Below are 11779 nucleotides of genomic sequence, written 5' to 3' on the forward strand. Positions count from 1 at the left end.
AATATGGATTTTGAAAAAATTGAACAAGCTTATACCTATTTACTAGAGAATGTCCAAGTCATCCAAAGTGATTTGGCGACCAACTTTTATGACGCCCTGGTGGAGCAAAACAGCATCTATCTGGATGGTGAGACTGAGTTAGAGCAGGTCAAGGAAAACAATCAGGCCCTTAAACGCTTAGCGCTTCGCAAAGAAGAATGGCTCAAAACCTACCAGTTTCTCTTGATGAAGGCTGGGCAGACAGAGCCTCTACAAGCCAATCACCAGTTTACACCAGATGTTATTGCCTTACTTTTGGTGTTTATTGTGGAAGAGTTGTTTAAAGAGGAGGAAATTACTATCCTCGAAATGGGTTCTGGGATGGGAATTTTGGGCGCTACTTTCTTGACCTCGCTTAATAAAAAGGTGGATTATTTGGGAATGGAAGTGGATGATTTGCTGATTGATTTGGCAGCTAGTATGGCAGATGTAATTGGTTTGCAGGCTGGCTTTGTCCAAGGAGATGCCGTTCGTCCACAAATGCTCAAAGAAAGCGATGTGGTCATCAGCGACTTGCCTGTCGGCTATTATCCTGATGATGCCGTTGCGTCGCGCCATCAAGTTGCTTCTAGTCAAGAACATACCTACGCCCATCACTTGCTCATGGAACAAGGACTTAAGTACCTCAAGTCAGATGGATACGCTATTTTTCTCGCTCCGAGTGATTTGTTGACCAGCCCTCAAAGTGACTTGTTGAAAGGCTGGTTGAAAGAGGAGGCAAGTCTGGTTGCCATGATTAGTCTGCCTGAAAATCTCTTTGCTAATGCCAAACAATCTAAGACTATTTTTATCCTACAGAAGAAAAGTGAAATAGCAGTGGAGCCTTTTATTTATCCACTTGCTAGCTTACAAGATGCAAGTGTTTTGATGAAATTTAAAGAAAATTTTCAAAAATGGACTCAAGGTACTGAAATATAAAATAGATTTTGTTATAATAGATGAAAACGCTTAAAAAGGGGTATCATGTTATGACAAAAACAATTGCAATCAATGCAGGAAGTTCAAGTTTGAAATGGCAATTATACTTAATGCCAGAAGAAAAAGTATTGGCGAAAGGGTTGATTGAACGTATCGGCTTGAAAGATTCAATTTCAACTGTAAAATTTGATGGTCGTTCTGAACAACAAATTTTGGATATTGAAAATCACACACAAGCTGTTAAAATCTTATTGGATGACTTGATTCGTTTCGATATTATCAAGGCTTATGACGAGATTACAGGTGTTGGCCACCGTGTTGTTGCCGGTGGAGAATATTTCAAAGAATCAACAGTTGTTGAGGGAGATGTTTTAGAAAAAGTTGAAGAGTTGAGCTTGTTGGCTCCTCTCCATAATCCAGCCAATGCAGCAGGTGTTCGTGCCTTCAAGGAATTGTTGCCAGACATTACCAGTGTAGTTGTTTTTGATACTTCATTCCACACAACTATGCCAGAGAAAGCTTATCGCTACCCTCTACCAACAAAATATTACACAGAAAACAAGGTTCGTAAATATGGTGCCCACGGTACAAGTCACCAGTTTGTAGCAGGAGAAGCTGCAAAACTCTTGGGCCGTCCATTAGAAGACTTGAAATTGATTACTTGCCATATCGGTAATGGAGCTTCTATCACAGCAGTTAAGGGCGGTCAATCTGTCGATACTTCAATGGGATTCACTCCACTTGGTGGTGTGATGATGGGAACACGTACAGGAGATATTGACCCAGCTATCATTCCTTACTTAATGCAATATACAGAGGACTTTAATACTCCTGAAGACATTAGTCACGTTCTTAATCGTGAATCAGGACTAATGGGGGTTTCAGGTAAATCTAGTGATATGCGTGATGTGATTGCTGCCATGAAAGAAGGGGACCACGATGCCACTTTGGCTTATGAAATGTATGTTGACCGTATCCAAAAACATATCGGTCAATACCTTGCAGTCTTAAATGGAGCAGATGCTATTATCTTTACTGCAGGTATAGGTGAAAATGCTGCAAACGTACGTGAAGATGTTATTTCAGGTATCTCTTGGTTCGGCTGTGATGTTGACCCAGAGAAGAATGTCTTTGGTGTGACAGGAGACATCTCAACAGAGGCAGCGAAAATCCGTGTCTTGGTTATTCCAACAGATGAAGAATTGGTCATTGCCCGTGACGTTGAACGCTTGAAAAAATAAGTAAAACTAGTAAAAATATTCCGTACAAGGAGTTGGAAAAGAGATTTTTCCAGCTTCTTTTTCTGATGGAAATGTCCAAAACCTTGCTATGATTGGCTTTTTTGAAAAATATGGTATAATAGTAGTAATTTAATAGATGGAGTTGAGTTTTGAAGAAAAACTTTCGTGTAAAAAGAGAGAAAGATTTTAAGGCGATTTTCAAGGAGGGGACAAGTTTTGCCAATCGCAAATTTGTTGTCTACCAATTAGAAAACCAGAAAAACCATTTTCGAGTAGGTCTATCAGTTAGCAAAAAGCTGGGGAATGCCGTCACTAGAAATCAAATTAAGCGACGGATTCGGCATATTATCCAGAATGCCAAAGGGAGTCTGGTAGAAGATGTCGACTTTGTTGTCATTGCTCGAAAAGGGGTCGAAACCTTGGGATACGCAGAGATGGAGAAAAATCTACTCCACGTATTAAAATTATCAAAGATTTACCAGGAAGGAAATGGGAGTGAAAAAGAAACTACAGTTGACTAGTTTGCTAGGACTGTCCCTATTGATCATGACAGCCTGTGCAACAAATGGGGCAACTAGCGATATTACAGCCGATTCGGCTGATTTTTGGAGTAAATTTGTTTACTTCTTTGCTGAAATCATTCGCTTTTTATCATTTGATATCAGTATCGGAGTGGGGATTATCCTCTTTACGGTCTTGATTCGTACACTGCTTTTGCCAGTCTTTCAAGTGCAAATGGTGGCTTCCAGAAAAATGCAGGAAGCTCAACCACGTATTAAGGCGCTTCGAGAACAATATCCAGGTCGAGATATGGAAAGTAGAACCAAGCTAGAGCAAGAAATGCGTAAAGTCTTTAAAGAAATGGGTGTCAGACAGTCAGATTCTCTTTGGCCGATTTTGATTCAGATGCCGGTTATCTTGGCCTTGTTCCAAGCTCTATCAAGAGTTGACTTTTTAAAGACAGGTCATTTCTTATGGATTAACCTTGGTGGTGTGGATACAACCCTTGTTCTTCCGATTTTAGCAGCTGTATTTACCTTTTTAAGTACTTGGTTGTCCAACAAAGCCTTGTCTGAGCGTAATGGCGCTACGACTGCGATGATGTATGGGATTCCAGTCTTGATCTTTATCTTTGCAGTTTATGCACCAGGTGGAGTCGCCCTATACTGGACAGTGTCCAATGCTTATCAAGTCTTGCAAACCTATTTCTTGAACAATCCATTCAAGATTATCGCAGAGCGCGAGGCGGTAGTTCAGGCACAGAAAGATTTGGAAAATAGAAAAAGAAAAGCCAAGAAAAAGGCTCAGAAAACGAAATAATAAGGAGGAATCTGGTAATGGTAGTATTTACAGGTTCAACTGTTGAAGAAGCAATCCAGAAAGGATTGAAAGAATTAGATATCCCAAGACTGAAGGCTCACATCAAAGTCATTTCTCGTGAAAAAAATGGCTTTCTTGGTTTATTTGGTAAAAAACCAGCTCAAGTTGATATTGAAGCTATTAGTGAAACAACTGTCATTAAGGCAAATCAACAAGCTGTTAAGGGTGTTCCTAAAGAAATCAATGAACAAAATGAACCAGTTAAAACAGTCAGTGAAGCGACCGTTGATTTGGGGCATGTTGTAGAAGCAATTAAAAAGATTGAAGAAGAAGGCCAAGGGGTTTCTGATGAAGTCAAGGCTGAAATCTTGAAAAATGAAAAACATGCTAATACCATTTTAGAAGAAACTGGTCACATTGAGATTTTAAATGAATTACAACTTGAAGAAACTGCTCTCGAAGAAGAAGTAGAAATTCCTATTATTGAAAGCCAAGCCGAGCAAACTGAAAGTCAAGAACTAGAAGACTTGGGCTTGAAGGTTGAACCGAGCTTTGATATTGAACAAGTAGCTACGGAAGTAACGACTTATGTTCAAACAATTATTGATGACATGGATGTTGAAGCTACACTTTCAAATGACTATAACCGTCGTAGCATCAATCTACAAATTGACACCAACGAACCAGGCCGTATTATCGGTTATCATGGTAAAGTCTTGAAGGCCTTGCAACTGTTGGCTCAAAATTATCTTTACAACCGCTATTCAAGAACCTTCTACATTACAATCAATGTCAATGATTATGTCGAACACCGTGCAGAAGTCTTGCAGACCTATGCGCAAAAATTGGCGACTCGTGTTTTAGAAGAAGGGCGCAGTCATAAAACAGATCCAATGTCAAATAGCGAACGCAAGATTATCCATCGTATTATTTCACGTATGGATGGCGTGACCAGTTACTCTGAAGGTGATGAGCCAAATCGCTATGTCGTTGTAGATACAGAATAAGTAAAATCAGGGTCCTCCTGATTTTTTGCTAGCTGGAGGAGATTAAATTAATGTTGAATAAGATAAGAGACTATCTAGACTTTGCTGGTTTGCAGTATCGTAATCCGGATAAGTCTGGAGATGAGCGAGAGAAGATGCTGGAATTGCGCCACAAAGGTCAAGAGGCACGAAAGGCTTTTACAGAGCTGGCCAAATCCTTTCAAGCAAGCAATCCAGAATGGCAACTCCAACAGACTAGCCAGTGGATGAATCAAGCGCAACGTTTGCGACCACATTTCTGGGTCTATCTACAGAGAGACGGACAAGTGACAGAACCTATGATGGCCTTACGTTTGTATGGAAGTCCTTCAGATTTTGGAGTATCACTAGAAGTCAGTTTCATTGAACGCAAGAAAGATGAGCAAACGCTGGGCAAGCAGGCCAAAGTTTTAGAAATTCCAACCGTTAAAGGGATTTATTATCTAGCCTACTCTGATGATCAAAGTCAAAGATGGGATGCGAACGAAGAAAATCGTCGTACTTTACGTGAGAAGTTGAGAAGTCAGGAAGTTCGAAAAGTGTTAGTTAAAGCAGATGTTTCTGTGACAGAAAATTCATCTGAAGAAGATATCGTGGAAAATTTACTGAAATCTTATGATAAAATTCTTCCATTTTATCTAGCTACGAGAAATTAAGCTAATCATTAAAATATCATAAATCATACAGTCCAAGAGTGAACAGTCCGCTGTGTAATTCTTGGTCTTTTTGTTTACGCTTTCAAAGTATATAATAAACCTACAAAAACAATTCAAAAGGAGAACAATTATGGAAGTTATTTCAAGTGTTCTAAATTGGTTTTCTAGCAATATTTTGCAGAATCCCGCATTTTTCGTAGGTTTATTGGTGTTGATAGGATACGCACTTTTGAAAAAACCTGCCCACGACGTTTTCTCAGGGTTTGTTAAAGCAACAGTAGGGTATATGTTGCTCAATGTGGGTGCGGGTGGTTTGGTTACAACCTTCCGTCCGATCTTAGCAGCCCTTAACTACAAATTCCAAATTGGTGCAGCGGTTATTGACCCTTATTTCGGACTTGCTGCAGCAAACAACAAAATTGCAGCAGAGTTTCCAGATTTCGTCGGGACTGCAACTACAGCTCTATTGATTGGTTTTGGAGTGAATATCTTGCTTGTAGCTCTACGCAAGATTACGAAAGTAAGAACCCTCTTTATTACTGGTCACATCATGGTGCAACAAGCTGCGACTGTATCTCTTATGGTTCTATTATTAGTCCCACAATTGCGCAATGCTTATGGTACAGCAGCTATCGGTATCATCTGTGGCCTTTACTGGGCAGTTAGTTCAAATATGACTGTTGAGGCAACTCAACGCTTGACTGGTGGTGGCGGATTTGCGATTGGTCACCAACAGCAATTTGCAATCTGGTTTGTAGATAAAGTAGCAGGACGCTTTGGTAAGAAAGAAGAAAGTTTAGACAATCTTAAATTACCTAAGTTCCTCTCAATCTTCCACGATACAGTTGTTGCATCTGCTACCTTGATGCTCGTATTCTTCGGAGCCATTCTTTTAATCTTGGGTCCAGACATTATGTCTAACAAAGAAGTCATTACTTCAGGAACTCTATTCAATCCTGCTAAACAAGATTTCTTTATGTACATTATCCAAACAGCCTTCACCTTCTCAGTTTACTTGTTCGTTTTGATGCAAGGTGTTCGCATGTTCGTATCTGAGTTGACAAACGCCTTCCAAGGTATTTCAAACAAATTGTTGCCAGGTTCATTCCCAGCGGTTGACGTTGCAGCTTCTTATGGATTTGGTTCTCCAAACGCTGTCTTGTCAGGATTTGCCTTTGGTTTGATTGGTCAATTGATCACAATTGTCTTGCTCATCGTCTTTAAAAATCCGATTCTTATTATTACAGGATTTGTACCAGTGTTCTTTGACAATGCAGCCATTGCGGTCTATGCTGATAAACGCGGTGGATGGAAAGCGGCTGTTATCCTATCCTTCATCTCAGGTGTTCTCCAAGTTGCTTTAGGAGCTCTCTGTGTGGCCCTTCTTGACTTAGCATCTTACGGTGGTTACCATGGAAATATCGACTTTGAATTCCCATGGCTTGGATTTGGATACATCTTCAAATACCTTGGTATTGTTGGTTATGTACTTGTGTGTCTCTTCTTGCTTGTTATTCCTCAACTTCAATTTGCCAAAGCAAAAGATAAAGAGAAATATTACAACGGTGAAGTTCAAGAAGAAGCTTAGTATCTAGAAAAGGAGAAAATAAAATGGTTAAAGTATTAGCAGCGTGTGGAAATGGAATGGGTTCATCTATGGTTATCAAGATGAAGGTTGAAAATGCCCTCCGTAAGCTTAATCAAACAGATTTTACAGTCAATTCATGTAGTGTCGGTGAAGCTAAAGGTTTAGCAGCAGGATATGACATCGTAATCGCTTCTCTTCATTTGATTCAAGAATTGGAAGGGCGAACTAATGGGAAGTTAATTGGGCTTGACAATTTGATGGATGATAAAGAAATCACTGAAAAACTCAGTCAAGCACTACAGTAAAAGGTTGGAGGGGGCTGGATAGAAACTGAGAGTCATCGTTTCTGTCCTTCTCCCTCTTTAAATAAAGGAGGCAGATATGAATTTAAAACAAGCTTTAATTGACAATGACTCGATCCGACTAGGTTTAGAGGCTAACGATTGGAAAGAAGCAGTCAAGGTAGCGGTAGATCCCTTGATTGAAAGTGGAGCAATTTTGCCAGAGTATTACGATGCAATTATTGAATCGACTGAAGAATATGGTCCCTACTATATCTTAATGCCAGGTATGGCTATGCCCCATGCTAGACCTGAAGCTGGAGTGCAAAGAGATGCCTTTTCATTGATCACCTTACAAAATCCTGTTGTATTTTCAGATGGGAAAGAAGTTTCAGTTTTGTTGGCACTAGCAGCAACAAGCTCAAAAATTCACACAAGTGTAGCCATTCCACAGATTATTGCCTTGTTTGAATTAGAAGATTCTATCGCACGTTTACAGGCTTGCCAGACTAAAGAAGATGTCTTGGCGATGATTGAAGAATCTAAGAATAGCCCTTATCTCGAAGGATTAGATTTGGAAAGTTAGAAAGAGGAAAAAGAGATGACAAAAAGAATACCTAATTTACAAGTTGCATTAGACCATTCAGACTTGCAAGGAGCGATTAAAGCAGCTGTTTCTGTTGGTCAGGAAGTAGATATTATCGAAGCTGGAACTGTTTGCTTGCTTCAAGTTGGAAGTGAACTGGTTGAAGTCTTGCGTAGCCTTTTCCCAGATAAGATTATTGTGGCAGACACAAAATGTGCTGATGCTGGTGGAACAGTTGCTAAAAATAATGCGGTTCGTGGAGCAGATTGGATGACTTGTATCTGTTGTGCAACTATCCCTACTATGGAAGCGGCTCTAAAGGCTATCAAGACTGAACGTGGAGACCGAGGCGAAATCCAGATTGAACTTTATGGCGATTGGACTTTTGAACAAGCTCAGCTTTGGCTAGATGCTGGTATCTCACAAGCTATTTATCACCAATCTCGTGATGCACTTCTTGCTGGTGAGACTTGGGGTGAAAAAGACCTTAATAAGGTTAAAAAACTCATCGACATGGGCTTCCGTGTGTCTGTAACAGGTGGTCTAGATGTAGATACTCTCAAACTATTTGAAGGCGTTGATGTCTTTACCTTCATCGCAGGTCGTGGAATTACAGAAGCTGCGGATCCAGCAGGAGCAGCGCGTGCCTTCAAGGATGAAATCAGACGAATTTGGGGGTAAACCATGGCACGTCCAATTGGAATTTATGAAAAGGCAACCCCGACACACTTTACTTGGCTAGAACGTTTAAATTTTGCCAAGGAGTTAGGCTTTGATTTTGTCGAGATGTCTATTGATGAACGTGACGAGCGTTTAGCAAGACTGGACTGGAGCAAGGACGAGCGTTTGGAAGTTGTCAAAGCAATCTATAAAACTGGTGTTCGTATTCCTTCTATCTGTTTTTCAGGCCATCGTCGCTACCCATTGGGATCAAATGATCCAGTTATAGAGGAAAAATCTCTAGAACTCATGAAAAAATGTATTGAATTAGCCCAAGACTTGGGAGTTCGTACTATTCAATTAGCTGGTTACGACGTTTATTATGAGGAAAAGTCACCCCAGACACGCCAACGTTTTATCAAAAATTTGAGAAAAGCCTGTGACTGGGCTGAAGAGGCTCAGGTGGTACTTGCTATTGAAATTATGGATGATCCTTTCATCAATAGCATCGAAAAATACTTGGCTGTAGAAAAAGAGATTGACTCTCCCTACCTCTTTGTATACCCAGATATTGGTAATGTATCTGCATGGCATAATGATGTCTACAGTGAATTTTATCTTGGGCATCATGCCATCGCAGCTCTCCATCTCAAGGATACTTATGCAGTGACAGAAAGTTCAAAGGGCCAGTTCCGAGATGTAACTTTTGGGCAAGGTTGTGTTAAATGGGAAGAAGCTTTCGATATTTTAAAACAAACCAATTATAATGGACCTTTCCTAATCGAAATGTGGTCTGAAAATTGTGAAACTGTAGAAGAAACACGCGCAGCCATTCAAGAGGCGCAAGCTTTTCTCTATCCACTAATTAAGAAAGCAGGTTTGATGTAAGATGAATCAAGTAATAAACGATATGCGTAAACGAGTCTGTAATGCCAATCAATCATTACCAAAACATGGGCTTGTTAAATTTACCTGGGGAAATGTATCGGAAGTCAATCGCGAACTAGGTGTCATTGTTATTAAACCATCAGGCGTTGATTATGACGAATTGACACCTGAAAACATGGTGGTGACGGACTTGGATGGCCAAATTCTAGAAGGAGATTTAAGACCATCTTCTGACCTCCCAACTCATGTGCAGTTATATAAGGCATGGCAAGAGATTGGTAGTGTGGTCCACACCCATTCGACAGAAGCAGTTGGTTGGGCACAGGCTGGACGTGATATTCCTTTCTATGGAACAACCCATGCAGACTATTTTTACGGTTCAATCCCTTGCGCCCGTAGTTTGACCAAGGACGAAGTAGAAGTGGCCTATGAAAAAGATACTGGCCTGGTTATCGTAGAAGAGTTTGAACGTCGCGGACTTAACCCGGTTGAAGTACCAGGAATTGTTGTACGCAATCACGGTCCATTCACCTGGGGCAAAAATCCAGAGAATGCCGTTTATCACTCTGTCGTATTAGAGGAAGTATCAAAGATGAATCGCTTTACAGAACAAATCAATCCAAGAGTTGAACCTGCTCCCCAGTACATTCTAGAAAAGCACTACCAACGTAAGCATGGACCAAATGCTTATTACGGTCAAAAGAAATAAGAAATTGAATTGAAAAGAGGCTAGGACCTTTCGATCCAAGCCTCGCTTTTGTAATTGTAAGTATTCGTTATTAAGAGACTACTGTTGATAATTGAAATGCGTTAGTGAATGTGATACTATTATAAAGTTGTTTTCAAGGCAGTTGATTGATAGAGGAGTATGAAATATGGTACTGGATAAGGCAAGTTGTGATTTGCTTCAATATTTGATGGATCAAGAAACGTCCAAAACGATTATGGCGATTTCGAAAGATTTGAAAGAGTCAAGAAGGAAAATTTATTATCACATTGACAAAATCAATGCTGCTCTGGGTGACGAGGCGCTTCACATCATTAGTATTCCACGAATTGGTATTCACTTAACGGAAGAGCAGAGAGATGCTTGTTGTGAACTATTATCGGAAGTAGATTCGTACGATTATATCATGAGTGCGCATGAACGTATGATGATAATGTTACTATGGATAGGTATTTCTAAAGAACGTATTACGATTGAAAAATTGATGGAGTTAACAGAGGTATCTAGGAATACTGTTCTCAATGATTTGAATAGTATTCGTTATCAACTAACTTTGGAACAATATCAGGTGACCTTGCAAGTGAGCAAGTCACAGGGATACCACCTTTATGCCCACCCCCTTAATAAAATTCAGTATCTTCAATCGCTTCTATATCATATTTTTATGGAAGAAAATGCCACTTTTGTATCTATTTTAGAAGATAAGATGAAAGAGAGGTTAGATGATGAGAGTTTGCTTTCTGTTGAAATGAACCAATTTTTTAAGGAACAGGTTCCTTTAGTTGAACAAGATTTAGGGAAGAAAATAAACCATCATGAAGTAACTTTTATGTTGCAGGTTCTACCTTATTTGCTGTTAAGCTGTCATAATGTTGAACAGTATCAAGAAAGACATCAGGATATAGAGAAAGAATTTTCTTTGATAAGAAAAAGAATAGAGTATCAGGTGTCTAAGAAATTAGGAGAACGGTTGTTTCAAAAGTTTGAAATTTCTTTGTCAGAACTTGAAGTTTCTCTTGTAGCTGTTCTTCTCCTCTCCTATCGTAAAGATTTGGATATTCATGCAGAAAGTGATGACTTTCGGCAATTAAAACTTGCTTTAGAAGAATTTATCTGGTATTTTGAATCACAAATCCGAATGGAGATTGAAAACAAGGATGATTTGTTAAGAAATTTGATGATCCACTGTAAAGCCTTGTTATTTAGAAAGACTTACGGTATTTTTTCTAAAAATCCTCTAACAAAACAAATTCGATCCAAGTATGGAGAATTATTTTTAGTCACTAGAAAATCTGCGGAAATTTTAGAAGGAGCATGGTTTATTCGGCTAACAGACGATGACATTGCCTATTTGACGATTCATATTGGAGGATTTTTAAAGTATACACCATCGTCTCAAAAAAATATGAAAAAAGTTTATCTCGTTTGTGATGAAGGTGTTGCGGTTTCGAGACTTTTGTTGAAACAATGTAAACTTTATTTTCCAAATGAGCAAATTGGCACTGTATTTACAACAGAACAATTTAAGAGTGTAGAAGATATTGCACAAGTTGATGTAGTGATTACTACTAATGATGATTTGGATAGCAGATTTCCGACTTTAAGGGTTAATCCTATCCTTGAAGCAGAAGATATTTTGAAAATGCTAGACTATCTTAAACACAATATATTTCGTAATGAGAGCAAAAGTTTCAGTGAAAATCTTTCTAGTCTTATTTCGTCTTATATTGTAGACAGCAAGTTGGCTAGTAAGTTCCAAGAAGAGGTTCAAACACTTATAAATCAAGAAATAGTAGTTCAAGCTTTTTTGGAAGATATTTGAAGGACAGTCCAATGATGAACACAAACCT

The 11779-nt window shown here is 39.3% G+C and carries 13 protein-coding genes; all 13 read left to right on the top strand.

All coding sequences use genetic code 11. From position 1 onward, the window contains the following. Window positions 1–3 precede the first annotated feature (3 nt). The 13 genes from O3664_RS06395 (at window position 4) to O3664_RS06455 (ending at window position 11751) form a co-directional block, all read left to right on the top strand. Window positions 4–957: a class I SAM-dependent methyltransferase gene (locus O3664_RS06395; protein ID WP_371613794.1), complete on the top strand. Its 954-nt coding sequence runs from the start codon at window positions 4–6 to the stop codon at window positions 955–957. Between the two features lie 50 nt (window positions 958–1007). Next, window positions 1008–2198, top strand: coding sequence for an acetate kinase (locus O3664_RS06400; protein ID WP_045606668.1), 1191 nt, complete (start codon window positions 1008–1010; stop codon window positions 2196–2198). Between the two features lie 149 nt (window positions 2199–2347). Continuing rightward, a complete protein-coding gene (gene rnpA, locus O3664_RS06405) occupies window positions 2348–2719 on the top strand; it encodes a ribonuclease P protein component (RefSeq protein WP_000739245.1) in 372 nt (123 codons plus the stop codon). Further along, window positions 2694–3518, top strand: a complete 825-nt coding sequence (locus O3664_RS06410; protein ID WP_025172897.1) for a membrane protein insertase YidC — start codon at window positions 2694–2696, stop codon at window positions 3516–3518. The genes rnpA and O3664_RS06410 overlap by 26 nt, the downstream gene beginning before the upstream one ends. A 17-nt stretch (window positions 3519–3535) precedes the next feature. Then, complete coding sequence (gene jag, locus O3664_RS06415) at window positions 3536–4525, top strand: RNA-binding cell elongation regulator Jag/EloR (RefSeq protein ID WP_371613795.1); 990 nt, start codon at window positions 3536–3538, stop codon at window positions 4523–4525. Window positions 4526–4575: 50 nt separating this feature from the next. Beyond that, window positions 4576–5199, top strand: a complete 624-nt coding sequence (locus O3664_RS06420; protein ID WP_261100474.1) for a ribonuclease P — start codon at window positions 4576–4578, stop codon at window positions 5197–5199. A 130-nt stretch (window positions 5200–5329) separates the two neighbouring features. Further along, entirely contained in the window at window positions 5330–6787 is a 1458-nt protein-coding gene (locus tag O3664_RS06425; protein WP_000452077.1) for a PTS ascorbate transporter subunit IIC, read from the top strand. Window positions 6788–6810: 23 nt separating this feature from the next. Beyond that, a complete protein-coding gene (locus O3664_RS06430) occupies window positions 6811–7092 on the top strand; it encodes a PTS sugar transporter subunit IIB (protein WP_000241466.1) in 282 nt (93 codons plus the stop codon). A gap of 76 nt (window positions 7093–7168) precedes the next feature. After that, on the top strand, window positions 7169–7654 hold the full coding sequence (locus tag O3664_RS06435) for a PTS sugar transporter subunit IIA (protein ID WP_001049926.1): 486 nt from the start codon (window positions 7169–7171) through the stop codon (window positions 7652–7654). Window positions 7655–7669: 15 nt separating this feature from the next. Next, entirely contained in the window at window positions 7670–8335 is a 666-nt protein-coding gene (locus tag O3664_RS06440; protein ID WP_261043910.1) for a 3-keto-L-gulonate-6-phosphate decarboxylase UlaD, read from the top strand. A gap of 3 nt (window positions 8336–8338) precedes the next feature. Continuing rightward, window positions 8339–9202 (top strand): L-ribulose-5-phosphate 3-epimerase, encoded by an 864-nt coding sequence (locus tag O3664_RS06445; RefSeq protein ID WP_000113589.1) that lies wholly within the window; start codon window positions 8339–8341, stop codon window positions 9200–9202. Window position 9203: 1 nt separating this feature from the next. Beyond that, a complete protein-coding gene (locus O3664_RS06450) occupies window positions 9204–9911 on the top strand; it encodes an L-ribulose-5-phosphate 4-epimerase (protein WP_261043911.1) in 708 nt (235 codons plus the stop codon). 166 nt (window positions 9912–10077) lie between these two features. Beyond that, a complete protein-coding gene (locus O3664_RS06455) occupies window positions 10078–11751 on the top strand; it encodes a transcription antiterminator (protein WP_261073544.1) in 1674 nt (557 codons plus the stop codon). Window positions 11752–11779: the final 28 nt, after the last annotated feature.

Source organism: Streptococcus sp. 27098_8_109, from assembly GCF_041432295.1.
Taxonomy (GTDB): domain Bacteria; phylum Bacillota; class Bacilli; order Lactobacillales; family Streptococcaceae; genus Streptococcus.

Excerpts from the sequence above, each read along its gene's own strand:
- O3664_RS06440 (WP_261043910.1), top strand. The coding sequence starts at position 7,670 with ATGACAAAAAGAATACCTAATTTACAAGTTGCATTAGACCATTCAGAC.
- O3664_RS06420 (WP_261100474.1), top strand. The coding sequence starts at position 4,576 with ATGTTGAATAAGATAAGAGACTATCTAGACTTTGCTGGTTTGCAGTAT.
- O3664_RS06445 (WP_000113589.1), top strand. The coding sequence starts at position 8,339 with ATGGCACGTCCAATTGGAATTTATGAAAAGGCAACCCCGACACACTTT.
- O3664_RS06455 (WP_261073544.1), top strand. The coding sequence starts at position 10,078 with ATGGTACTGGATAAGGCAAGTTGTGATTTGCTTCAATATTTGATGGAT.
- jag (WP_371613795.1), top strand. The coding sequence starts at position 3,536 with ATGGTAGTATTTACAGGTTCAACTGTTGAAGAAGCAATCCAGAAAGGA.
- O3664_RS06395 (WP_371613794.1), top strand. The coding sequence starts at position 4 with ATGGATTTTGAAAAAATTGAACAAGCTTATACCTATTTACTAGAGAAT.
- O3664_RS06450 (WP_261043911.1), top strand. The coding sequence starts at position 9,204 with ATGAATCAAGTAATAAACGATATGCGTAAACGAGTCTGTAATGCCAAT.
- O3664_RS06425 (WP_000452077.1), top strand. The coding sequence starts at position 5,330 with ATGGAAGTTATTTCAAGTGTTCTAAATTGGTTTTCTAGCAATATTTTG.
- O3664_RS06435 (WP_001049926.1), top strand. The coding sequence starts at position 7,169 with ATGAATTTAAAACAAGCTTTAATTGACAATGACTCGATCCGACTAGGT.
- O3664_RS06400 (WP_045606668.1), top strand. The coding sequence starts at position 1,008 with ATGACAAAAACAATTGCAATCAATGCAGGAAGTTCAAGTTTGAAATGG.
- O3664_RS06430 (WP_000241466.1), top strand. The coding sequence starts at position 6,811 with ATGGTTAAAGTATTAGCAGCGTGTGGAAATGGAATGGGTTCATCTATG.